The sequence below is a fragment of the Oryzihumus sp. genome (genome assembly GCF_054325275.1).
In genome coordinates this window covers 41655-65313 of sequence record NZ_JBTCWL010000003.1, presented here as the reverse complement: position 1 = coordinate 65313, position 23659 = coordinate 41655, and the positions used below count along the sequence as shown (strand labels likewise).

At 72.8% G+C, this 23659-nt stretch carries 18 protein-coding genes; 8 read left to right on the top strand and 10 right to left on the bottom strand.

Annotation, left to right across the window (positions count from 1 at the left end):
• The first annotated feature begins 21 nt into the window (after positions 1-21).
• Genes ACXVGS_RS01210 through ACXVGS_RS01200 form a run of 3 tightly spaced genes read left to right on the top strand, consistent with a single transcriptional unit; the run spans position 22 to position 1360 of the window.
• Entirely contained in the window at positions 22-312 is a 291-nt protein-coding gene (locus ACXVGS_RS01210) for a MerR family DNA-binding transcriptional regulator (RefSeq protein ID WP_458527838.1), read from the top strand.
• Complete coding sequence (locus ACXVGS_RS01205) at positions 291-1100, top strand: hypothetical protein (RefSeq protein WP_458527837.1); 810 nt, start codon at positions 291-293, stop codon at positions 1098-1100. Before ACXVGS_RS01210 ends, ACXVGS_RS01205 begins: the two co-directional genes overlap by 22 nt.
• Positions 1097-1360 (top strand): hypothetical protein, encoded by a 264-nt coding sequence (locus tag ACXVGS_RS01200; protein WP_458534682.1) that lies wholly within the window; start codon positions 1097-1099, stop codon positions 1358-1360. The genes ACXVGS_RS01205 and ACXVGS_RS01200 overlap by 4 nt, the downstream gene beginning before the upstream one ends.
• A 189-nt stretch (positions 1361-1549) precedes the next feature.
• Here ACXVGS_RS01200 and ACXVGS_RS01195 read toward each other — a convergent pair whose 3' ends face one another.
• From ACXVGS_RS01195 to ACXVGS_RS01160, 8 genes are all read right to left on the bottom strand, one after another.
• The gene (locus ACXVGS_RS01195; protein ID WP_458527836.1) at positions 1550-1795 is read right to left on the bottom strand and encodes a hypothetical protein; all 246 of its coding nucleotides are present in this window, start codon (positions 1793-1795) and stop codon (positions 1550-1552) included.
• A gap of 86 nt (positions 1796-1881) precedes the next feature.
• Entirely contained in the window at positions 1882-3258 is a 1377-nt protein-coding gene (locus ACXVGS_RS01190; protein ID WP_458536546.1) for a lytic murein transglycosylase, read from the bottom strand.
• A 4-nt stretch (positions 3259-3262) separates the two neighbouring features.
• Positions 3263-5209: a copper resistance CopC/CopD family protein gene (locus ACXVGS_RS01185; RefSeq protein ID WP_458536545.1), complete on the bottom strand. Its 1947-nt coding sequence runs from the start codon at positions 5207-5209 to the stop codon at positions 3263-3265.
• A complete protein-coding gene (locus ACXVGS_RS01180; RefSeq protein WP_458527833.1) occupies positions 5209-5682 on the bottom strand; it encodes a hypothetical protein in 474 nt (157 codons plus the stop codon). Before ACXVGS_RS01180 ends, ACXVGS_RS01185 begins: the two co-directional genes overlap by 1 nt.
• A gap of 55 nt (positions 5683-5737) precedes the next feature.
• Complete coding sequence (locus ACXVGS_RS01175) at positions 5738-8914, bottom strand: multicopper oxidase domain-containing protein (RefSeq protein ID WP_458536544.1); 3177 nt, start codon at positions 8912-8914, stop codon at positions 5738-5740.
• Positions 8915-8924: 10 nt separating this feature from the next.
• Positions 8925-10223 (bottom strand): multicopper oxidase domain-containing protein, encoded by a 1299-nt coding sequence (locus tag ACXVGS_RS01170; protein WP_458536543.1) that lies wholly within the window; start codon positions 10221-10223, stop codon positions 8925-8927.
• Positions 10224-10240: 17 nt separating this feature from the next.
• Entirely contained in the window at positions 10241-11506 is a 1266-nt protein-coding gene (locus tag ACXVGS_RS01165) for a multicopper oxidase domain-containing protein (protein ID WP_458536542.1), read from the bottom strand.
• A 76-nt stretch (positions 11507-11582) separates the two neighbouring features.
• Positions 11583-16970 carry an IPT/TIG domain-containing protein gene (locus tag ACXVGS_RS01160; protein WP_458536541.1) on the bottom strand — a complete coding sequence of 1796 codons (5388 nt, stop codon included), beginning with the start codon at positions 16968-16970 and terminating at the stop codon, positions 11583-11585.
• Positions 16971-17307: 337 nt separating this feature from the next.
• Between ACXVGS_RS01160 and ACXVGS_RS01155 the strand changes: the two genes are divergently transcribed.
• Complete coding sequence (locus ACXVGS_RS01155; protein WP_458527828.1) at positions 17308-17979, top strand: response regulator transcription factor; 672 nt, start codon at positions 17308-17310, stop codon at positions 17977-17979.
• Positions 17969-19102, top strand: a complete 1134-nt coding sequence (locus tag ACXVGS_RS01150) for a sensor histidine kinase (RefSeq protein WP_458527827.1) — start codon at positions 17969-17971, stop codon at positions 19100-19102. The genes ACXVGS_RS01155 and ACXVGS_RS01150 overlap by 11 nt, the downstream gene beginning before the upstream one ends.
• Positions 19103-19111: 9 nt before the next feature.
• On the opposite strand, the gene ACXVGS_RS01145 is transcribed toward ACXVGS_RS01150, so the two are convergent.
• Positions 19112-19594 carry a MarR family winged helix-turn-helix transcriptional regulator gene (locus ACXVGS_RS01145; RefSeq protein ID WP_458527826.1) on the bottom strand — a complete coding sequence of 161 codons (483 nt, stop codon included), beginning with the start codon at positions 19592-19594 and terminating at the stop codon, positions 19112-19114.
• A 129-nt stretch (positions 19595-19723) separates the two neighbouring features.
• Here ACXVGS_RS01145 and ACXVGS_RS01140 point away from each other — a divergent pair, with 129 nt between their 5' ends.
• Entirely contained in the window at positions 19724-20941 is a 1218-nt protein-coding gene (locus tag ACXVGS_RS01140; RefSeq protein ID WP_458527825.1) for an MFS transporter, read from the top strand.
• Between the two features lie 214 nt (positions 20942-21155).
• Complete coding sequence (locus tag ACXVGS_RS01135) at positions 21156-21764, top strand: hypothetical protein (RefSeq protein WP_458527824.1); 609 nt, start codon at positions 21156-21158, stop codon at positions 21762-21764.
• Positions 21765-21767: 3 nt separating this feature from the next.
• Here ACXVGS_RS01135 and ACXVGS_RS01130 read toward each other — a convergent pair whose 3' ends face one another.
• Complete coding sequence (locus ACXVGS_RS01130) at positions 21768-22658, bottom strand: LysR family transcriptional regulator (protein WP_458527823.1); 891 nt, start codon at positions 22656-22658, stop codon at positions 21768-21770.
• A gap of 83 nt (positions 22659-22741) precedes the next feature.
• Here ACXVGS_RS01130 and ACXVGS_RS01125 point away from each other — a divergent pair, with 83 nt between their 5' ends.
• A complete protein-coding gene (locus tag ACXVGS_RS01125) occupies positions 22742-23644 on the top strand; it encodes an EamA family transporter (RefSeq protein ID WP_458536540.1) in 903 nt (300 codons plus the stop codon).
• Positions 23645-23659 lie beyond the last annotated feature (15 nt).

Here is a 23659-nt window from a genome sequence, read left to right as displayed (position 1 = left end):
TGAAGGTCCACGATGGCCGCCGTGACCTCACCGGAGCTGAGCATCGGCGCCTTCGCCCGCCTCGTCGGCCTGACCCCGAGCGCCCTGCGCTTCTACGACGACTGCGGCCTGCTGCACCCCGCCCGGGTGGACTCCGGCAGCGGCTACCGCTGGTATGCCGTGTCGCAGGAACCGCGGGCACGGCTCCTCGCGGACCTGCGGGTGGTGGACCTCCCCCTCGTCTCGGTGCGGGCCGTGCTCGACGGATCGCCGGAGGAGGCCACCCGTCTGCTGGAGGACCACCTGGCGGCGTGGAGGGCAAGGCGGCACTGACCCGCCGGGCGGTGACCGACGCCCTGACCGACCTGCACGGCGGGCAGCGCCCGTGCCGTTTCACCTTGTCCGGCCCGGAGCTGGCCAGCGCCGTGCGGCAGGTGACCCCAGCCGCGGCCCCCGCCGACCGCGTCACGCTGCCCGGTGAGGACCCCTCCCTCGACGAGGTCCTGCGGTGCGCCCTGCTCGAGGTCGACGCGGGCGAGGTGCGGCTGGTCGCGAGCGACCGCTACCGGCTGTCGGTGCGGACGCTGCATCCCCGTGCGGGCAACGACACCGCGGGGCGGGCACTGGTGCCGGTCCCCGACCTCGTCGACCTGGCCGGCTGGGCCCGGCCCCAGACCGAGGTCACCCTGGTCCTGGAGGGCGACCGGCTCACCGCCGAGGGTGGGGCGGGATCGCGCCGGCTGCCGACCCGCGAAGGCGACTTCCCGGCATACCAGGCGATCCTCGACGGGGTGCCCGCGGCGACGGTCCGCGCCATGGTGTCCCGCGAGCGCCTGCGCAGCGCCCTGGAGGAGGACCTGCCCGAGGTGGTCGTGCTCGAGCTGCGCGAGGGCCAGCTCGCGCTCGACCCGCCCGGCCTGCGGCTCGAGGCGGTGGTCGTCGGCGGTCCGATGCGTGTCGGCTTCGCGCCAACCCTGCTGCGGGCGGCGCTGGAGGCCAGCGTCGGTCCCGAGGTGATGCTGGAGCTCTCCGAGCCCGAGCGCCCCGTGCTCGTGCGCTCGGCCGACCAGGGCACGTTCACCACGCTGGTCATGCCTTACCGGCTCGACCACCACGGATGAGCACGGTCAGCCTCGGGGAGTCGCGCACCGCCGCCCTCCCCCGGTCCTTCCTGCTCTGGCTCGGCGCGGCGACCGTGTCGACCTGGGGCGAGAGCGCGCTGTATTTCGCGCTGGGGTGGGCGGCGACCGGGATCGGGCCGCAATGGGGTGGGCTCGTGCTGACGGCGATCACGCTGCCCCGCGCCGGGCTCCTCCTCGTGGGCGGGGCGTTCGGCGACCGGTGGGGCGCGCGTCGGTCAGGGTCGTGGGCGACGCGGTGATGTGCCTCGCCATGGCGGGGGGCTGTCCGGGGCGGCCGCGGTCGACGCCGTCTCGTTCGCGGTGGTCCTGGGCGTGCTGGTGGCCTGGCCGCCGGGGCCGGGGCCGGGGCAGCCACGACGACCTGCGCGGCGGGCACAGCCGCGGCCGGCGTGCTGCTGCTGCGGCAGCGAGGGCCGGCGAGCTGAGGCTCAGTGGCCGTGCGGGTCCGCCCAGGCGTGCTTGGTGACGATGTAGACCCGGCCGTCGGCAAGCTCCAGCGCCACCGCGCGCAGCCACGGCCTGGGCTGGGGCCAGTGGCCGGCCGCCCTGAGCTCGCGCTCGAGGGTGGTCTCGATCTCGAGCATCGGGTGGTTGAGCTGGGCCGCGGCGACCTTGTTGATCACCGACTGGATCTCCAGCTGTGCGCGGTCGTGGACCTCCTGGTCGACCTCCATGACCTCTCCTCGGGGACGGGGAGGTCGCGGCGCCGCGGCCTCCGTGGGACCACGGTGCACCCGAAACCCGTGTCACAGCAACGGCGTCAGGTCCCGGCGCCGGCGGTATCGACGGGTGGGGACCCTGAGGCTGGCGTGTCCGCAGGAGTGGGCAGACCTGCCGCTGTCGACCCGTCGCCGGGGGTCGGCGTGCCCGTCGGCAGAGGCGTGCCCGTCGGGCACGGGACCGGGTTGTCGCCGGGATCTGTGGCCGTGGGCGACGGGGTGTCCCCATCCGGGACCGTGGTGGGCGCGGCAGCGGGGGCTGTCGTTGGTGCGTCGGTCGGCGTGGGCGCCGCAGCCGGCGCGTCGCCCGGTCCGGTGAGTTCGCCCGGGTCGGTCGGGTCGCCGGTCGGGGTCGGCTGGCAGCTCGAGGGCTCGCCCGGCCCGGAGGCCGGTGCGCCAGTGGGCGTTCCAGCACCCGGGTCACCAGTGGGGCTCCCGGTCGGCGTTCCGTCGTGGCCACCGGTCTGGCTGTCAGTCGACGAACCGCCGGGGCTGGGCGACGGCCCCGGACGGGCGGCCGGGCCGGACGGAGAAGGTTGCGGCGTCGGGGAGGGCGAGGCCGTTGCCCGCCGAACGGGTGCGCCGGCGACAGGCGGGGACAACGGCTCGGGTTGCCACAGCACCGACACCCCGTGCTCGCCGAAGGTGCGCATCCACCCGAGCACGTTCGTCAGGTAGTCCACGGAGTGGTTGTAGGCGAGGACGGCGGCACGGAGGTCCTCGGCACGGGCGAGGTCACGGCCATGGCTGCACAGGTATGCCGCCGCGGACGCCGCCGCGTCGTCCACGTCCTGGGGGTCGGCGCGACCGTCACCGTCGGCGTCGACACCGGCCCGCAGCCAGGTGCCCGGGATGAACTGCATGGGGCCGACCGCGCGGTCCCAGATCGGGTCGCCGTCCCAGCGGCCGCCGTCGGTGTCGCGGATGGCGGCGAAGGCGGCACCGTCGAGCACCGGACCGACCACGGCGGGGCGGACCCGGCCGTCGGCGTCGACCGTGCGGCCGGCGAGGGACCCAGACTCGACCTGGCCCACCGCCTCGAGCAGCGTCACTGGCAGGTGGCATCCGGGTGGCGCCGTCGCCACGGCCCGCCGGTAGGCCGCCAGCAGCCGGGCGGGCAGCGCTGGTCCGCCACCGGGCTCCGACCACGACGCCGGCTGCGCCAGGAGGGCGGCCCGGCGGGTCGGGGGCCGGGGCGCCGGCGCACCGACGAACCCGCCCCCGGGCAGCGCCGTGCCCCAGGTGGCCCCTGGGCCTGCCAACCCCTCCACCGACGCCGCGGCGGGAGCGCTTGACGGCGGTGCCGGCGACGAAGCCGACAGTCCCAGCACCACCTCACGGTCGGTGCCGGCGCCGAGCACCAGCACCGTCGCTGCCCAGAGCAGGAGCTGCCGGCTCCCGGGCCATCGTCTCCGCATCGACTCAGCGCCCGGTTCCGGTCGACGCGCCGGACCGGTCGGGTAGCGCACCGACGAGCCCGGCGGCTCGAGCCGATGACGTGCCGTCGGGCGCCGCGGCCGCCGCTTGCCGGGACCGGCGTGTCAGCCTCTGGGCCGTTCGCCGGCGCCACAACAGGACCGACCAGGCCAGCAGCACCAGGGCTGCGGCGCCGGCCGCGGCGCCCACCAGCACCGGGCCCAGCGGCGCGGTGGACAGGGTTGCCGGGCGGGTGGGGAGTGGGACCCGCCCGACGGTCCAGGGGAAGGTGGCGGTCGTCGCGGGCATCCCGGCGCGGCGTACGGTCACCTCCAGGCGCAACCGTCCCGGATCGCGCAGGTCCAGCGGGGCCGACCACCGGCCGCCACCGATGGGCTGGGCAGCCACCCGCTGAGGCGGCTGACCAGTGGGTCCGACCAGGCTCACCTCAACCGAGCGCACCGGCCCCGGGGAGGGCCGCCGGGTGTCGAAGACGTCGACCAGCGCCACGGCCGGGCCGGGTCGGTTGGGTCGGACCGCCAGCGCCTCCTGCAGGTCGCCGACCTGCTGGTCCACGGCGACCGACGACGGCTGCGCCGGGGGGCGGACCAGCTGGGGCTCCAGGGCTGGCTGCCCGCTCGTGAGCACGGCCGTCAGCGCCAGGATCGTCAGGGCCACGCCGGCCTCGGCCAGCACGGCGCGCGCCGGCACCGGACGGGCCTTCGACCCGCGGCCGTGCAACCGCACGGTGTTCGCCAGGGCGAGGACGCCGGCCAGCCCGGCAGCCACCACCTTGAGCAGCAGGGTCCGGCCGTAGAGGGTCAGGATCAGGGCGTCGACCGAGCCGACCACCTGGCTGCTCAGGTAGAGCCCGGTCACGGCCACCACGCTCACGCACACCGCTGCCGGGATCCCGAACGCACGCAGGGCGGCCCGCGAGTCCGCGCCGGCCAGCCTGCCTGCCCGACGCCCGCGGACCACCACGAAGGACAGGACCACCAGGGCCCCGGCCCACGTCAGGCCGCCGGCCAGGTGGGCGGCTGTCGCGACCACCCGGGTCGGGCTCACCGCCGCGCCGGCACCGGAGTGCCCCAACAGGGCGGTCCCGACACAGGCGAGGCCGGTCCCGGCCGCCCGCAGACCCCGGGAGGTGATCTGCGACGGCCGGGACCGGCCGGTCCATGTGGCCCCCACCAACAGGAGCAGCCCGGCACCGCGGACCGCCCAGCGGAGGCCGTAGCCGCCCGCGAGCAGGCCGTCGAGCCGCAGCCCGGTCGGGGCGAGCTGGTCGACCAGCAGGGCCACCGAGGCCAGCGACGCGCCGACGGCGCCCCACACGGCATACCGGTCACAGACGGCTGCGGCCCATGGGCCGGCGGCCGACCGGGCCCGCTCGATGACCCAGCGGGCCAGCCGGCCGCCCAGGCACAGCGCCAGCCCGAGCAGGACGGCCCAGCGCATCGCGGCTTCCTCCGGACGCGGCGCCGGCTCGGAGAAGGCGGTGGCGGTCACCGCCTCCTGGACGCCGAAGACCAGGTCGCCGCTCGTGCGGTGCAGGTCGTCGCTGGACAGCGTCTCCCAGGAGATGCGGTAGGTTCCCCGCTCCAGCGGCGGCAGCGCGGCCGCAACCTGCACCGGCTCCTCGGTGTCCTCGGCACCCGCAGCGCTGTCGCCCTCGCCGCTGGTGACCAGCCGCAGCCCTGTCAGCGCGACCGGCGCCTCGCTGCCCCGGGACAGCTCGATGCGGGTGGAGGCCAGCTCGACGTGCTCGCTGAACTCCAGGCTGAGCTGACGGGGCGCGGCCGGGAGGACCTGCCCGTCACCGGGGTTGCTCGAGGTCAGGAAGGCGTGCGCCTGAGCCGCCCCCGAGGGCAGCACCAGCCCGGCCGTGACCGCGAGCAGGGCAGCCGCCGCCAGCCGGAGCCGCACACTGGTCCGGCGCCCGGTGGCCATCACAGCACCGGGACGTGCCGCAGCTGCAGCGCGCCGTCGTCGATGGTCGCGAGCTCGCCGGGGTGCAGTGCCCCGGCGGTGTTCTCGAAGACCAGGTAGTAGGTCTGACCCGGGCGCAGCGTGTGCCCCTGCTTCATCAGCGACACCCGGTGGGTGCTGCCCTGGCGGGCCTCGCTGCGCAGCGTGGGTGGGTGGGCGACGTCTGACTGGAAGCGGGAGGCCTTCTCCGCGTCGAGTACGACGTAGCTGAGCGTGATCAGGCCGCCGTCGCCGACCACCGCGACCCGTGAGAAGCGGACGCCGAGCGCCTGCTCCATGGCCGCGCTCTGCGGCACGCGCATCCGGCTGGCCTCGGCCCGGTCGCCGAGCAGGTTGCCGGCCACGACCGCCGCGAGGGCGAGGACCACAGCGACGACGAGCGCGCGGGCTGCGATGGTCACGTCACGTCGGGCTGCCAGGGTCTGCACGTTCATGGGACTCCCCTTTCGTCACCGGGGCCCGTCTCGCGGGCCCCGGTGACCTCATCGGTCAGGGCAGGGTGTTGCGGGTCGAGACAAAGCTGTCGAAGAAGGCGGTGCCCGCCATCGTCGAGCGGTTCGTCGAGGTGACGCCCTGGCCGACCCCGAGCAGGACGGTGTCGACACGCAGGCCGCTCGTGTTGCCATTGAGCGTGGACTGCGCCGTGCCGTCCACCCGCAGGGTGAGCGCACCCCGCGAGGCGCCGGTGGCCGGCCCGCTGAGCCAGTCGACCTGCAGGGTGTGGGCGCCGGCCGGGAGGGTGACCCAGGCCCCGGTGACGGCGCCCTGCCCGGTCCGGTCCATCACCACGCGGACCTGCGCGGTGCCGCCGGTGCGGTGGAACTGCAGGGCGAACGTCTCGCCTCCGGCCGCCGCGCGGGCCTGCAGCAGCGTCAGCGTCGTCGACGTCGTCGTGCCGGAGGTCAGCGTGTTGGCGTTGAAGGCGAACCGTGCGTGGTAGCCGGTCTCCGCGTCCGGGGTGGTGTCCGTGACCGTGGAGAGCCGGTTGGCCGACCCGCCGGGCAGGGTCACCTGCAGGCCGCGGTTGCTCCCGCCGACCGGTATGCCGGCCGCCGGGGTCACCGAGACCCCACCGGTGGTGGAGGACCACGCCGAGAGCGTCCCGGAGTCGAAGCTGTCCGAGAAGATCGCGTTCGGCCTGACCACGGTGACCGTGGTGTTCACCGCGTTGCTCCAGTTGCCGGCCAGGTCCTGCACCCGCAGGTTGAAGCGCTGCGCGCCCTGCGGGATGCCGGACAGCGGCACGGTCACCACGATCTTGCCGGCCACCAGGCTCACCGGGAGCCGCGTGGCCTTGCCGGCCCCGGGGTCGGTGCTGCCGAGCCAGAACTCCGCCGCGGCGAACGAGGTCTCGTCGACCCCCGCGGTCAGGGTGACCGAGGCTGCGCCGTTGGTCGGGTTGGGCGAGGCGACGAGGCCGGACAGCACCGGCGCCTTCCGGTCGACCGTGAGGGTCGCGACGTAGAGCGGACCCCAGTTGCCGGCGGCGTCCTGGCCGCGGACGGCCACCCGGTGCTGGCCGTCGGACAGGGCCCGGACCTGCGAGAGCGGGATCAGGCCGTAGACGTCCTCGGTGCTCGAGTCCATCCGGCCGTCGGTGGCGATGAGCTGCAGCCCGGTGCCACCGGCCGGGGTGGCCGTCGTCGGGTCGAGGAACGCCTCGGCGTCCTTGAGCGGGCTCTGCACCGCGCCCTGGGCGTCACGGTCGGTGATCCGCGCCGAGACCCCGAGGTAGCCGGGGTTGGCGGTGTCGCTGACGACCCCGTTGCTCGGGTTCGGGCCGACGCTGGCCGCCTCGACGCCCGGACCGGTCAGGTCGACCGTGAACGGGACGTCCAGGGTCGGGCCCCACAGGCCGAGGCTGTCCTTGCTGTGCACCAGCAGGTGGTGCACGCCCTCGCCCATGGCGGTGACGTCCGCCGCGGGGATCGTGACGTCCTCGGAGACGACGGTCGCGCTGCGGTTGAGCGTCATCGCCTGGCCGGAGCCGCTGGCGCCGGCGGTGTCGACGAAGTACTCCGCCGCCGTGATCTTGCCGCCCGCGTCGGAGTCGTCACCGGTCGCGTTGAGGTCCACGCCGTCGGTGCCGTTGCTCGGGTTCGGCGACGCCGACCCGTTGGTCGTCTGCGGGCCGGTCTTGGGCAGGTTGAGGACGGCCGATCCGACCACGCCCCAGTTGCCGTTGGCGTCCTGGGCGCGGACGTAGACGACGTGCCTGCCGGCGTCGAGGCAGCTCAGCGCGACCGGTGTCGGCGTCGCCGTGCAGTCGGCCGTGGCCGGGATCGTGCCCTGGGCGCCGGTGACCGTCACCGTGCCGAACGTGCCGGTCATGGGGCTGCCGAAGCCCACGCCGGTCGTCACGGCGTCGTCGACGACGAACTCTGCCTGCCGGACGGCCGCGCCGCCGGTCGTCGCGTCGCTGAGGTCCGCCGTCACGGTGACCGGCGCCAGTCCGTCGGAGGGGTTGGGGCTCACCGTCACGTGCGAGGAGACCGGGCCGACGCTGTCGCCGGAGTCGACCGGGGCGGCCGTGTCGAGGAACGTCAGCATCCCGCCGAACGCCAGCTGCGTCGGGTCGGCGGTGGTCTGGCCGTTGTTGTCCAGGTGCCCACCGGCCTCGAAGAGCGCGATCTTCGACTCGGGACCGGTCGGCATGGTGACGATGCTGTCCATCGTCGAGCCCGGCTCGACCGCCTCGGTCACCGCCGGCTCGGCGTAGGCCAGCGGGTGCCCGTCCTGGGCGACCAGGGTCTGGTCCTGGCCGAGCAGGCTCATTGAGTGGGTCTGGCTGCCGACGTTGACGTAGCGCAGCAGGACCCGGTGCCCCTGGTCAGTGCTGACCGGGTCGGTCGACGGGAACGGCTTGCCGTTGATCAGCCGGTACTTCGGTGCGAAGTCGCGCATGTCGAACGTCGCCGGCGCCGCGTTCAGGGCCGGGTCGACCTCACTGAGCACCACGACGGCGTCGTCGTCGTAGCTCGTGCCGGACGAGCCGTAGGCGGTGCCGTCGGGCGCGAGCACCACGATGGCGCCGGCCAGGCCCATCGCCACCTGACGGGTGCCATCGGCGGTGTGCCCGGCCTCGTACAGGTAGGTGCCGGGCCGGCCGGCCGTGAACGTGTAGGTCGACATGCCGCCGGCCGCTGTGCCGGACACCTCGGCCGTGGCCGACAGCCCGGCGGAGAACGCGGCGGCCGGCTGGCCCGGGAAGGCCAGGGAGGTCGCCTCGTCGAGCTGGTTGTGCAGGGTGACCGTGACCCGGTCGCCCTGGTGCACGACGAGCAGCGGGCCGGGGGCGGTGGCCGACCCGGCCGCACCGGTGCTCGAGTAGCCCCAGATCGGCACGGTGCGGCCGAGCAGCGAGGTGGTGCCGGCCATCGCCCACAGGTCGCAGGAGACCGTGCCCGACCCGGTGCAGCCCTGCCCGGAGAGCTTGCCTGCCGCGGCCGCGGGCACGGCCGTTGTGGCCCGGGTCGGCAGGCTCCTGGTCGAAGCCCTCGCCGGGGCGGCCAGGGGCCGGCCGGCGGCGGCCGGTGTGACCGCACCTGCCGCGTCGGCCCGTGAGGCGACAACAGGTATGCCGAGCAGGCCCACCGCGGCGAGCGCCGCGATACGTCGTGCCCACCGGGGCGAGCGCGCCCGGTGACAGGGGGTGTTGCGGGTCATCGCCCTCACCTCAGTTCGCCGGGCAGCCGGCGGGCGGGTCGATGCGGAAGACCGTCATCATCCCCCCGAAGGTCGCCCCGTAGTTGGTGGCCTGCTGCAGCGCGTGGCTGTGTGCGACGTGGTAGTACTCGCCGCACTCGTTGTTGGCCGTGATGTTGGCCGGGAGCGGGTTCTTCACCCCGAGGTAGGGACTCTCGCTGAACCACGTGTCCGAGCCGACGAGCAGCTGGTCGGTGATTGCCGGCACCTGGGTCGGGATGGGGTTCGTCTTGGGGTCCCAGTGCTCGACGTCGCGCCAGTCCATCAGCGCGTCGACGCTCTGCCCGGGCTCCACGTCGAGGTCGTACTTGAGGTACGACAGGTCCTGCCCCGTCGGTCCTTGCAGCGCGTGCCCGTCCTTGTTGACCACCCGCTCGTCGCTGCCGTGCGGGTGGAACGGGTAGTTCACCGCGCCGGCGTTGAGGTAGCGGATGACCGCGGGCAGGGGGTTCGTCACCGCGTCGTACGGCTGGATGTGGACCAGCGCGCCGTAGGGCTGGTTCGGCAGCCACGAGGCGTGGTTCGGCGCCAGGGTGTCGGGCATGCTGCGCCCGTTGATCATGTAGTACCGGGCTCGGTACTTGCTCATGTCGTAGGGCTGGCGCCGCTCGACCGCAAGGTGCAGGTCGGGGTCGACCTCCGAGAGCAGGAACACGTACTCGTGCGCGGGGTTGAACCTCGAGTCGGGCCGGCCGTTGACCTGGTCGGGGGGGCCGGCCGGGCGCACGACCAGCGCGCCGTACAGCCCCATCTGGACCTGCTTGTCGACGTCGGTGCCGCTCTCGTACAGGTACGTGCCGGGGGCGCCGGGGGTGAACGTGTAGGTCACCGAGCCGTCGTTCGCGGCCGCGGGCTGGACCAGCGAGGTGAGCGACCCGCCCGAGTCCAGCTGCGGCTGGGCCGGGTTGCCGTTGGCCTTCACGCCCTTCTGGCCGGGGAAGACGATCGAGGTGGCCTCCGGCAGGGTGTTGTGCAGCACCACGGTGACCGGCTGGCCCTCCGTGACGCACAGGGTCGGGCCGGGGAGCTGGAAGTGCCCCCGGCTGTCGGCGAAGCCCCACATGTAGAGCGAGTTGCCGTCGGGGGTCGAGACGTAGCCGTCACCGGCGGTGAGCGAGAACGTCTGGTGCGTGTCGGTCAGGCACTGAAGGCCTTCGGAGGTGGCTGCCTCGGCCGACCGCTGGCTGGTCACCAGGGCGGTGACCGCGAGCGCGCCGACCAGGGCCGCGGCGCCGGCCCGGCGCCGCACGGAGCGGGTGATGGGTTGCATCGGGTCTCCTCTGTCGGTCACGCGTTCGGGGCGGTCTGCGGGCCCAGGGTTCCGGCAGGGGAGACGACGATCTTCGTCATCATCCCGCCGTAGCCGGGGCCGCCGCCGTTGTCGAGGTAGGAGTACTGGCGGTCGTAGAGCAGGTACTCCCCCGGAGCCGGCGCCACGAAGATCACGTCGCGGCTCTCCCCCGGGCCCACGTCGACCGTGTTGGTGGTCAGGTAGTTGGTCGTGCCGTCGCGCCCCTTGAGCAGGCTCGCGTCCTTGGCGATGACCTGCAGGTCGATGTTGTCCACGGTCATCGCATGGTTCTGGTAGCCGAGGCTGGACAGGCGCAGAAGCACCCGCTCCCCGGCGTTGCACCGGATCAGCGACGAGATCGGTTGGTACTGAAGGCGTCCCGCAGCCGTGGAGTTCGGGTTGCCGTTCGCGGCGGTGGTGTCGGGCCAGGCCCGCCCGTTGAGCAGCCAGAAGCTGGGGTCGAAGTCGGTCCAGTCGCTGACCTGGATGTGCGCGTCGCGGTAGTGGGCGGCCGACCACAGTTCGGTGATCATGAACGCGAACTCGCGGTCGTAGCGGGTCGACCCGTCCCCGTCGTTGTAGGCGTACTTCGAGCCCACCGGGTCGCCGGCCACCGGGTGGCGGTTCTGCTGCGGGCGCACGAAGACCATGCCGGTCATGCCCATCTGCACGTGCTCCACGTCCTCGAAGTGGCAGTGGTACATGTAGGTCCCGGCGTCGTGCGGCCGGTAGAAGTAGGACAGGTCGCGGCCGATCGGCACGGCCAGCGACAGCTCGGGAACACCGTCGAACAGCGGGATCGCGTTGACGAAGCCGTGCCAGTGCAGCGTGTGGCCGTCGAAGAGGTCGGGCCGCTGCTGCAGGCCGAGGTTGGTCAGGGTGAGCGTCACCTCGTCGCCCTCGTCGAAGGACATCATCGGCGCGCTGATCTGCGCCTTGCCGCGCTGCGCCGCGACCTGCGTGGTGCTCATCCCGGTCACGTCCCGGAAGCCGAACACGTACGTGTTGAACGGGCTCGGCGCCAGCGAGTCGGGGAAGAACGGCGGGTCGGCCGGTGCGTTGGGCGGCATGGACACCCAGCCGTCGGTGCCGACCAGGTGCACCGTCCTCTGCGGAGCGGCGGCTGCCGCCGGGCGGCTGGCTGCGCGGGCGACCGGGCTGTTGAGCAGCCGGGCGCCGATCAGGGTGGCGCCGGCGATCCCGCCGGTGCCCGCCAGGAACAGGCGGCGGGACAGGGCCCGGGGCGTTGCGTTCTCGGTCATCTCAGCTCCACGTGAGGTGGTGGTGGCTTGGGCTCCGGCCGGTCCGTCGAGCGGGGCGGACCGGCCGGAGGGTCTGTCAGGGCTTCAGCTGGTCCGAACCGGCGTCGTACCGGCTCCCGGTGCCGGGTCGGGAGTCGCCGTCGATGTCCTTCGCCGGCGAGAAGACGGTGTAGCTGAACCCGGTGGTCCCGGTGCCCCACCGGACGACCGCGTTGGCGGCGCCGCGTCCCCAGGCCGGCGACGACGTCCCGGCGAGGTGGTAGTCGCCCATCAGCGTCGGCGGGAGAATCTCCGCGACGATGACCGCCTGGCGGAAGGCCGGGTAGGTCCTCGAGGCGAGGATGTTCACCGTGACGTCGAACGGGTCCTTCAGGCCCGGAGCCGAGGTGACGGTGGTGTTGGACCCGCCGTCGGTGCCGTTGGTGGACTCGATGACCGAGTTCACCGGGCTCAGCGACCCGGCCGTGTCGACCACGCCCATGTCCCACGGGTTGACGCCACCACTGGTGCCGTCCGGCAGGGTGCCGCCGATCCCGTAGACCCAGCCGCCGTTGAACGTGCCGGCCCGGTTGTCCGAGAACACGTCGTCCAGGAGCGTGGGCTTGCTGAACGTGGTGGTCTGGAGGGTCGTCGAGCCGGGGAATGCCGAGCTGCGCAGCCGCGCCTGCAGCGGGTCGCTGTTGGCCGCGGTGGACAACCCGGCCGGGGCCGGCTGGCCGTCGCTGGTCACCGCGGTCGCGGTGGTCAGGTTGCGGGCAATGGTGTTGTTCACGACGTTGACGAAGACGGCGTCGTCGAGCGCGATGCCGCCACCCTCGTGGGCCGAGACGTTGTTCGCGATCGTGTTGTTGGTGATCGAGATCGTCTCGGGGTTGTTCCGCGAGATGTGCGACCCGCTGGTCTGCAGGAGCCGGATGCCACCGCCGTCGTCGTTGGCCAGGTTGGCCTGGACCACGTTGGCGTCGATGGTGACCGGCCCGCTGCCCGCGGAGAGCTGCGTCGGGTCGGCCGGCAGCTCTCCCGCGACCATCACCGCGCCGCCCTCGTCGTAGGAGGCGTTGAACCAGATGCGGTTGCGGGTGATGGTGCCGCCGGTGCTCCCGCCCGGGTTGGCGTTGTAGCCGAACGCCGAGAGCGCGCCGCCGTACTCCGCGGAGAAGTTGCCGCAAAGAGCGTTGTCGGTGACCTGGTAGCCGTCGCTGCCGGTGAACAGGCCGATGCCGCCGGCGAGGTTGGTCCCGCCGTTGTCGCGGATCTGGTTGTGCGCCACCGTCAGGTCGTAGTTGCGGTTGTCACCGACGTACGGCGTGCCGACGCGGATGGCTCCACCGTAGGAGCCGCCGTTGCCGCGGATCACGTTGTCGGAGACCTGCATCGACCGCACGTTGCTGTGCAGGTAGATGCCGCCACCCTGGGTGACCAGCGCCCCGGTCGCGCCGTACGGCGTCTTCACACCGCCGGTGATCTCGTTGACGTTGCCGGCGAAGTCGCTCTGGGCGCCACCGGTGATGGTGAAACCGTCCAGGCTGACGTTGCCGTAGCCGCCGAACGGACCGCTGGGGTCGTCCAGCACGGTGACCACCGCGGCGTCCGGGACGGCTGGGTCGCCGGAGTAGCGCAGGCTGCTGAGCAGGGTGACCCACGCGGTGCCGCTCGGGTTGTCGGGGTTGAAGCCGGACCCGTCGAGGATCGACCCGGGAACGTAGGTCTTGTCGGGCAGGAACCCGCCCGGGCCGACGCCCTGGATGCGCACCCGGTGGTGCACGATCAGGTTCTCGGTGTACTCACCCTGCGGGTTGGCCGAGGTCTGGGCGTTCGGCCAGACCACGACCATCCAGTACGGCCGCAACGTGGTGGGCCGTGCCGCCTCCAGCGCCGCCTGCACGGTGGCGAACTGCTTGCCCGGACCGACCTCGGCCAGCTGCGGGTTGCTCGCCGCCCGCCCCAGCTGCGACGCGGTGTTGACCCCGAGCACCTGCAGGGTCAGGCCGTTGACACTGGTCAGCCCTGCGGCGTTGGTGATGTCGATGCGGGTGGCACCGACCGCTGTCGTCTGCGGCACGGTGAACACGATCTTCGTGTCGCTCCACGACGACGTCGCCACCGAGGCCCCGCCCAGCTTGAGCGTCCCGCTGCTACCGAAGCCCATGCCGGTGACCGTGACGACCCGGTTGTCGCCGGGCGTGCCCTGGCGGACGTAGGGCCGGTCGACCGCGAACAGCTGCGGCGTCGCCCCCCCGAGGTCGCACCGGGTGTCGTTGGCCGTGGTGGTGTCGGGGGCCAGGACGGTCGCCGCCACCTGCGTCGGCGCCTCGTCGGTGACCGTGTAGAGCCCGGGCCACGCCTGGAAGTTCGTGGCGATGGTCCGGAACCGGGAGTTGTAGTCCGGGTTCAGCGCACCGGGCTGCCCGGGGTCGTTGCCCACGAACCGGTACATGTTCGGGCAGGGCCCGGCCGGCACGGGGCAGTTGTAGGTCGAGGTCGACGGCTCCAGCGCCTCGTAGAGGCCGTTGAAGTCGGTGTGAACGGTGTCCACCAGGCGACCCGACCAGTCGTAGAGCCCGACCGGGACGAACGGAAGGCCTTGCGCCTCACCGTAGTTGACGCTGCGCTTGTCGAGCGTGAGCCCGAGGTCGTTGAGCGTCAGGCCCCAGAAGTGCGTCGGGATCGGCACGTCGGTGAAGAGGTTGAAGTTCGGCGCCGTGGCCTGGCCGGAGCGCACCGTGACCAGCTTGTCGGTGCAGAACGGCCGGTCGTAGCCCTCGAACGGGCTGCCGCCACCGTCGACGAAGTCCTGGTTGGTGACGTGCACCGTGTGCAGCGGGCCGGCGCAGGGCGAGATGATGCCCGCCTGCTGCGACGGGGGCTGGGACGGCTGCTTGGGCGACTTCTCCGGCGGACCGGCCGGGTCGGAGGCCGCGGCCGGGGTGGCCGGCGGGTAGTTCTCCTGCGGCAGGTAGCTGTCGCCCGAGAAGACATTGACGTCCTCCTCCTTGGTGACCTGGTACATCGGCTTGCCGTCCACCGGGTCCTTGGGGATGTCGACGGAGACGATGTACTCGATCGGGGGCAGGTCCTCCTCGTCGTAGCCCGCGTCGTGCAGGTTCGCGTAGAGGGCCAGCTGGTGGTCCGGCGCCGGGTTCCTCGGGTCGCCGGGCGCGTAGAGGTTGATGGCCGAGGTGGAGAAGCCGTAGTTGCCGTTGACGGTCTGGCCGGCGTTGCCGGGCGTCGCGTCACTCGGCCCGGCGGCCACGCCCATCATCGGCGCCTCCACGCACAGCCGGTTCGCGGTGGTGCCGAAGTCGGGCAGGGCCTGCTGGTCGGTCAGCGGCTGGCCGTTGTACATCCGGGCGGTGCAGCCGCGCGGGGCGGCCCACTGCTCGGAGGTGTAGGACTCCTGGACCTCCGGGCCCTTGACCATCTCGCCGCGCTGCGGGTCGGGGTTCTCCATGACCTCGCCCGGGTGCGCCGGATCCGGCACGGTCAGCGGCACGATGGCGTAGCCCTGCCGGCACGCGTTGGCGACCTCCTCCGGCGTCGTGGCCGAGCAGGGGGTGGGGACGTACAGCCGGACCGGTACACCCGGGATACCCGGCTGGTAGCCCTCGGACACCGCGTCGGCGGGGTCGAGCTCGTTGCGGGTCGTGTCGTAGCTGACCGTGCCCACGATGCCGCCGTTGGTGCCGTTGTCGTACGGCTGCACGCCCCAGTCGATCTCGCCCTTGAGGCCGATGATCGGGAGGAAGTCCAGGTCCACCAGGCCGCCGAGCTGGGTGGTCGGCTTGGGGTCGTTCTCGCCCTGGTAGGTGACGCCGGTCGTCCGGTAGCGGGTGTTGAACGCCTCCAGCACCAGCCACTTGCCCAGCGGGTAGGCCTCGCGGATGTCGTACGCGCCGTTCGAGTCCGTGGTGGCCGTGTTGGTCGCCTGGTCCATCAGGGAGTTGTCGCGCTCGCGGACGGTCAGGGCGAACTGCGGCACCGCCTTCTCCCCCGTGTCCCACTTGCCGTTGCCGTTGGCGTCGACGAACACCCGTCCGTGCAGGTGGGTGAACCAGCCGACGACCATCTTGTTGCCGACGTTGGTGACCCCTCCGTCGTGGACCTCCACGTTGAAGCTCCACAGGATGTAGTCCTGGTCGTCGTCCCAGATGGAGAGCTGGTAGGTGCCGTCCGGCAGGTTCTTGATGTCGAAGCTGCCGTCGGCGTTGCCGCGGCCGACGTAGACCTGCGCGTCGCCGGCGTCGAGGTCGGACAGGGCGATCCACGGGTTGGCGAGCGGCCCCTCGACCTTGGCCCCGGCGAAGCCCGTCTCCGGCACGGTCTGCCCGTTCTGGCCGCCGATGTAGGGCAGGCCGGAGACGGCGACGCCCTTGATCTCACCGGTGGGCACGGGGCCGCGACGCGGGAGCGCGACGGCCTGGGTGCGCACGAAGCCGAACTGCACCGACGGCACCAGCTCCGCGCCCTTGGTCTGCTCGGTGTCGTACCCGGTCTCGCCCTCCTGCTGCCAGATGTCGTGGTCGTGGCCGCCCTCGAGGGTGGTGGTCTGCACCCACTTCCAGGTCTGGGTGGCGGTGGGCACCGGCGGGGTGACGGTCGCGGCGTACCGGTTCGGGCCGAGGTTCGGGATGACGATCTGGCCGTTGCGGTCGCTGGTGCAGCGACCCGTCGAGCGGGTCGTGTCGACGATCGGGTGGTTGTCCGCGTCGAAGAGCATGGGGCCGCTGCCGTTGCGGCCTGCGTGCTGGTAGACCGTGCACAGCGCGTTGCCGTAGTAGTCGGTGCTCACCGTGCCGAAGACGTCTGTCAGGTGGGCGGTGAACCCGGACAGCCCCTGCTCGGCGTCGACCTCGTACGTCGCGTCGACGGGGGCGTTGTCGTTGAACACCGTCAGCCGCAGCGTCGTCAGCGGCAGCGGCGTCGGGTTCATCTCGACCTGCACCGGCGTCGTCTGGCCCGGGGTGACGGTGAAGTGCTTGCCGTCGATCTTGAAGCCGTCGGCGGTCACCGAGATGAGGTACTTGCCCGCGGGGAGGCCGTCGAGGGCCTTGCTGCCACCGAGGTCGGACTCATCGCCCTGGGCCACGATCGGCGCGAACCCGGAGGTCGGCCGGGTGGAGGGCCACAGGCAGGTGTCGGCGTAGTCCGGGTTGGAGCTGCCGCCCGTCGCACGCGAGGGCAGGCACTTGTCGAGGCCCGGGTCGGCCGCCGTCCCGGGGTCACCGGTGTCGTCGACGTTGATGATCCACTTGTATGCCGTGACAGCGTCGCCCTTGTGCACGAAGCCGGGGCCGGTGTTGACCGACCTGGCGCTCGTCACGCTGAGGGTGATGCTGCCCGGCCCGCTCGTCGCGGCACTGGCCCGGGACGGCGCGAGGGTCATGGTCGCCGGCAGCAGGACTGCCACCAGGCTGAGTCCGAGCAGACCGCGGGCGAAGCGCCCACGCGTTGTTGGGGTCTTCACGTGCCCCCACCTCTTTCCTCACCGCACGGCGTCCGACGGACGCAGGTCTGGAGCCGAGGGTGAGGCGGGGCAGGGGGGTCAGGCGGCAACGTGGCAGCACTCTCACCGCAGCGTCACGGCGGTGTCAGTCCACTGTCCGGAACCTGTCCCGCGGCTGTCACGGATCGTCACCGCCCGGTCATCCGGCCGTCACCGGATCGGCGTCGCCCGCCAACACCTCCACCAGATGACGGAGGGATATGACTAGGGGCCTTAGTCCGCTCGGGTGAGATTGGCGTAGCGGCCTTTCCTCGTGGCTACGCCAGGTCGCATAGTGCGCTCGGGGAGGTGAAGGCCCATGAGCACTGTCATGGTCGTCGACGACGAGGAGCGCATCCGCTCGCTGCTGTCACGCTCACTGTCGACGGAGGGGCACTCGGTCGTGTCCGCGGCCGACGGCCAGGGGGCGATGGAGCGCCTGTCCCGGGGTGGGGTCGACCTCGTACTGCTCGACCTGGTCATGCCGGGCAGCGGCGGCCTGGGCGTGCTGGCGACGATGCAGGACCGCGGCGACACCACGCCGGTGATCGTGCTCTCCGCCGTGAGCGAGGTCGGCGCCCGGGTGCAGGCTCTCGACCGGGGGGCCGTGGACTTTGTGGGCAAGCCGTTCCACACCGCCGAGCTCATCGCCCGGGTGCGCCGCCACCTCACCTCGCGTCCGGCACCCCAGCGGGAACACCGGTACCTCGAGGCCGGGGGCATCCGGCTGGACCTGGACCGCCGCCGCGTCGAGGTGGGCGGCCGGGAGGTGGGCCTGACCGAGCGGGAGTTCTCCCTCCTGGCCCACCTGATGCGCAGGCGGGGGGACGTGTGCCGGCGCGACGAGCTGCTGCACGACGTGTGGGGCCTCGACTTCGACCCCGGCAGCAACGTGGTGGACGTGTGCGTGCGGCGCCTGCGGCACAAGCTCCAGCCGGAGCCGCCGATCGAGACGATCCGCCGGGTGGGGTACTGCTTCTATGGACGCTGAGCACCGGACCGAACGCGACCTGTACCCGTGGTGGCTGGCCCTGGCGGTGGTCAGCACCGTCGGCATGTGGGTCCAGCCCGGCGACGAGACCATCCCTTACCACATCGGCTGGGCGGGGTTCGGCCTGATGTACGGCCTGGGCCGCGCGTGGTCGCCCCGCCGGACCGCCGTGGCACTGGGGCTGTTCACCGGAGTGACCGGAGGCATCCTCGTCGCGCGGGCCGCCGCGGGTGTGCTGGCTTGGCAGGAGACCGCCGAGATCCCGCTGATGCTGCTGCTCGTCGCCCTCATGGTGTGGCACGTGCGCCGCCGCCAGCTGGCCCTGGCCGCGGCGACCCACCTGGCCCGACGGGATGCACAGCGGGCCCACGACCACGAGCGCCTGACCCGACTCACCTCGCACGAGCTGCGCACCCCCCTGACCATCGCCCGGGGCTACGTCGAGCTCCTCCGGAGCACCGAGACCCGCACCGAGCGCATCGTCGACCTCGACGTGGTCGACGACGAGCTCCAGCGCCTGTCGCGGGTGTGCGATCGGCTCGTGCGCGTGATCCAGGCCCAGACCGAGCCCGAGCTGAACCGGTTCGACGTCGACGAGCTGCTGAGACAGACCGGCGAACGGTGGGCGATCGTGTCGGCGAGGCGGTGGGTGGTCCAGGCCGAGGCCGGCGAGGTGGAGTGTTCGGCCGAGCGCCTGCGCGCCGTGCTCGACACGCTGGTCGAGAACGCGGTGCGGTACACCCGCGAGGGAGACACCGTGCGGATCTTCGGCCGGCGCAAGGGCGGGTGCGTGGAGCTGGGCGTCGCCGACTCCGGGCCAGGCATGTCCCCAGGGCAGATGGCCCTGCTGAACCGGGGCACCGCCCCGACGGAGGCCGTCCCCGACACCCTGCCGCGCGACGCTCTCTCCCAGACGGGCCTGGGGCTCGGCCTGGTGCGCTCGGTCGTAGCGGCGCGAGAGGGCCGCCTCCTGGCGCGTACCGCCCCCGAGGGGGGCGCCGAGGTGGCGGTGTACCTGCCTCTCGGCACCGCGCCAGCCATCGAGACCCCGTCCCAGCTCGCGCTCAACGGGACGCTGCGCCGGGTCATGCGAGACGCGACAGCACGGGCGGCGACGGGCTGAGACCCTCCGTCAGGCGGAGGCGCGGGCGCGCTGCGGAACCTCGGCGGCCGGGGCAGGCAGGCGGTGCAGGGCGGACACGAGCGGCGCCAGCTCGGGCATGTGCTCGGCCTCGGCCAGTGCTCGCCCGAGGACCTCGTCGTGGGTCGGCCGCGCCGCGTCGAGCAGCTCGCGCCCGGCGTCGGTGAGCTCGGTGTAGATCCCCCGCCGGTCCTCCTGGCACAGGATCCTGGTGAGCAGCCCGCGGTCCTCCAGCCGGTTGACCAGCCGGGTCGCTGCGCTGCCGGACAGGGCTGCCGCGCGGGCGAGCTGCTGCATCCGCATGTGCCATCCGTCCTGGCGCGACAGGGCGTCCAGGACGGTGAACTCCACGACGGACAGGTCGTGGCCGGACTGCAGCGCCTTCTCCAGAGCTGTCTCGATGAGCCCGTGGAGCGCTGCCAGCGTGCGCCACCCCTGGGCGCGGATCTGGACGGCGTCGTCGGCGATGCCCATGAGCTGCTCCTTCCTGGCGTCGACCGTGGGCACCCATCTTAGCCCGTTTTGAAATAACCAGCGCATGCAACTACATTGTTGACCGCGCCGCTAGTTGCAGACGCGGCATATTGCAGATTGGGAGGAATCGTGAGCACCCAGCTCGCCGAGCCCGCCACGCGGGCCGCAGAGACCAACCGGACGTCGTCGCGCCGTCCGCCAGCAGCCTTGGTGGCGTTGATGATCGGCGCGTTCGGGATCGGCATGACCGAGTTCATCGTCGCCGGGCTGCTGCCGGACATCTCGTCCGACCTGCATGTCTCGCTGTCCGCCGCCGGGCTGCTCGTCAGCGGTTACGCGGCCGGCGTCGCCGTCGGCGCTCCCCTGCTGACCGCCCTCACCGGCCGGCTGGACCGCAAGCACCTGCTCCTCGGCCTCATGGTCATCTTCATCGTGGGCAACCTCGTCGGGGCCATCGCCCCGAGCTACGGGGTCCTGATGACGGCGCGCGTCATCGCCGCCTTCGCCCACGGCACCTTCTTCGCGGTCGGCGCGATCGTCGCCACCCAGGTGGTGCCCCCGGGCAAGGGCGCCGCCGCCATCGCGACGATGTTCACCGGGCTGACCTTCGCCAACGTCATCGGCGTCCCTGCGGGCACCGTCATCGGCCACCAGCTCGGCTGGCGTGCGACGTTCTGGGTCATCACGGCGCTCGGTGTCCTCGGCGCCGCCCTCATCGCCGTCCTCGTGCCGTCCCTGAAGGTCCAGGACCCGCCCAGCCTGCGCCAGGAGGTCGGGGTGCTGCGCCGCCCGCAGGTCCTGCTGGCCCTCGCGATGACGCTGTTCGGCTACGGCGGCATCTTCGTCGCCTTCACCTACATCGCCCCGATCCTGGAGCAGATCACCGGGTTCTCGCAGTCCATGGTGACGGTGCTGCTCGTCCTCTTCGGCCTCGGCCTGTTCGTCGGCAACACCCTCGGCGGCAAGCTCGCGGACCGGCACGTCATGCGCGCCCTCATGGGCATCCTCACGGCCCTGGCCGCGGTCCTCGCGGTGCTGTCGGTGACCGCGCACAACCAGGTGGCGGCCGCGGTCACCGTGTTCCTGCTCGGCGCCGCCGGCTTCGGCACGGTGCCCGGCCTCCAGCTGCGGGTGATGGACAAGGCCGAGGGCGCGCCCAACGTCGCCTCGGCGCTCAACATCGGCGCCTTCAACCTCGGCATCGCCGGCGGCGCCTTCCTCGGCGGCGTGGTCGTCGACAGCCCGCTGGGCCTCGGGGCGACCCCCTGGGTGGGCGCGCTGGTCACGTTGGTCGGCCTCGCGCTGGCCGCCGTGTCCGCCCGGATGGACCGGACGCGACGCGCCTGAGCCGGCCACCCGGCATACCGGGGAGCGACCCACGAAGGCCCCGTCCGACTGCCGGTCGGACGGGGCCTTCGTCGTCGGCGTGGCAGGTGGGGCACTTGGCCCCCTTGCCGGGCCCCGACGTCAGGACGAATGTTGCCACTGGCGTGCTGTGCGTCTGCAGGCAGCCAGCGCCCCGGCTGGAGGCTGATCGCGACGGGCGCGCCAGGAGGTCACCATGTTCATCCAGGTCATCCAGGGCAAGGTCGCCGACTCCGAGCGCCTGCAGGCGCAGATGGACAGGTGGGTCCGTGAGCTGCAGCCGGGCGCGACCGGCTGGCTGGGCTCGACTGGCGGCACCACCGACGACGGCACCTACGTGTGCACCGTGCGCTTCGAGTCCGAGGAGGCCGCGCGGCGCAACAGCGACCGGCCCGAGCAAGGCGCATGGTGGGCCGACACCGAGTCCTGCTTCGCGGGTCCGGTGACGTTCATCGACTGCCCAGACGTGTCCGAGTGGTTGCAGGGCGGCTCGGACGAGGCCGGTTTCGTGCAGGTCATGGAAGGCCACACCAGTGACGCCGCCCGCATGCGCGAGCTGCTCGAGCGCAGCGCGGAGGAGATCCACCGGCTGCGCCCGGAGATCATCGGCGGCACCATCGCCCTGCAGCCCAACGGGGACTACGTCGAGACGGTGTACTTCACCGACGAGGCGCAGGCCCGTGCGCACGAGAGTGCCGAGATGCCGGCCCCTCTGGCCGAGGCGATGCGTGAGGAGCAGGAGGTCATGGGCACCGTGACCTACCTCGACCTGCACCACCCGTGGCTGGTCTCGGCGAGCCGCTGAGCGTCAGGTCAGCGTGGCCCCCTCGAGCAGCCGCAGGACCGCGGCGAGAGGGGGCCATGCCGCCCGCCCGCGTCGGGTGACGGCATAGGCACGCAGGGTCACGTCGGGCTGGTGCAGCGGGAGCAGCGCGACCTGCCGGATCGTCGGCTGGTCGGCCGGCAGCAGGCCCACGCCCAGGCCCGCCGCCACCATGTCCTGGACCAGGTCCAGGCTGTCGGCCCGGTGCGCGACGTGCGGCGCGAAGCCCGCCAGCGAGGCGAGGATGCGCACGACCTCCTCGTCGGCGGTGTTGCGGGAGTTGACGATCCAGTCCACCTCGCGGAACCGGCCCACCACGGCGCGCGCGCTCCCGGCACCCGCGTCGACCCCCGCCGGCACCCCCAGTGCCCATGCGGCGGTGCCCAGTGGCGCGGTGACGACGGTCGGGTCGAACGTGGCCGGCGCCAGGTCGTAGTCGTAGGTCAGGGCCAGGTCGACGTCGTCGGAAGCCAGCAGCTGCAACGCCTCCGCCGGCTCGTGCTCGTGGATGCGCAGGCCGACGCCGGCGTGCCGCTCGGCGAGCTGCGCCACCACGGGCAGGAGGGCACGGCGGACGGCCGTGGCGAACGCGGCCACCCGCACGGTGCCCGCCGGCTCCGCGGAGGGGTCGAGGTCGAGCCGGGCCTCCTCGAGCGCCGCGAGGACGGTGACCGCGTGGTCGGCGAGCCTGCGCCCGGCCGGGGTGAGGCGGACCCGGCGTCCGACCGGCTCGACCAGCGGGGTGCCGACCTCACGGGCGAGCGCAGCGATCTGCTGGGAGACGGTCGAGGTGGTGGTGCCCAGCGCCTCGGCGACCTCGCGCATCGACCCGAGGCGGGACAGCTGCAGCAGCATCTCGAGGCGGCGCGGATCCATGGCCTGATTGTTCAAGATTCACGAACGTTATGTCCACGTTTCTCACGTGGACACGGACGGTCACGAGTGGCTCTACTGGAGTCATGAGCACGCCCACCACCGCCCGCAGCCACGCCCGGACCGGCACCTTCATGGCCGTCGGGTCCATGACCTGCGTGCAGCTCGGTCTGGCCCTGTCGGTCGGCCTGTTCGACCGGGTGGGGCCTCTGGGCGCGGCGTGGCTGCGGCTGGCCTGGGCCGGCCTCGTCCTGCTCGTCGTGGTCCGCCCCCGGCCGTCTCGTTTCAGCCGGCGCGGCCTGCTGACCGCCGTCGCGCTCGGGGTGGTCACGGCCGGGCTGACCATGCTCTTCATGGCGGCGGTCGCCCGGCTGCCGCTCGGCACCGCCAGCGCCATCGAGTTCCTGGGCCCGCTGGGCGTCGCCGCCGCGCGCAGCCACCGGGCCCGCCAGCTCGTGTGGCCGGCCCTCGCCGCGGTCGGCGTGCTGCTGCTCACCCGCCCGTGGGAGGGCACGGCCGACCTGGTCGGTGTCGGCTTCGCCCTCGCCGCCGCAACATGCTGGGCGGCCTACATCCTGCTGACCCAGGCGGTCGGCGACGAGGTGTCGGGGCTCCAGGGGCTGGCCGTGTCGCTGCCCGTGGCCGGCCTTGTCGCGACCGCCGTCGCCGGCAGCTCGGTCCTGCCCCACCTCACGCCGTCCGTCGCCCTGGCCGGCCTGGGCCTGGCCCTGCTCCTGCCGGTGGTGCCGTTCAGCCTCGAGCTGCTGGCCCTGCGCCGGCTCACCACGGCCGCCTTCGGCACGCTGATGAGCCTCGAGCCCGCGATCGCGCTCGTCGCCGGCGTGGCCCTGCTGCACCAGGTGCCCGACCCCGTCGCCCTGGCCGGCATGGCCTTCGTCGTGGCCGCCGGCATCGGTGCCGAGCGGACCGGAGCGCGCCACCACTCGCCGCAGCCCGGCCCGGCGCCCCTCGAACCGGTCACCTGCTGACGCAAGGCGAGCGCC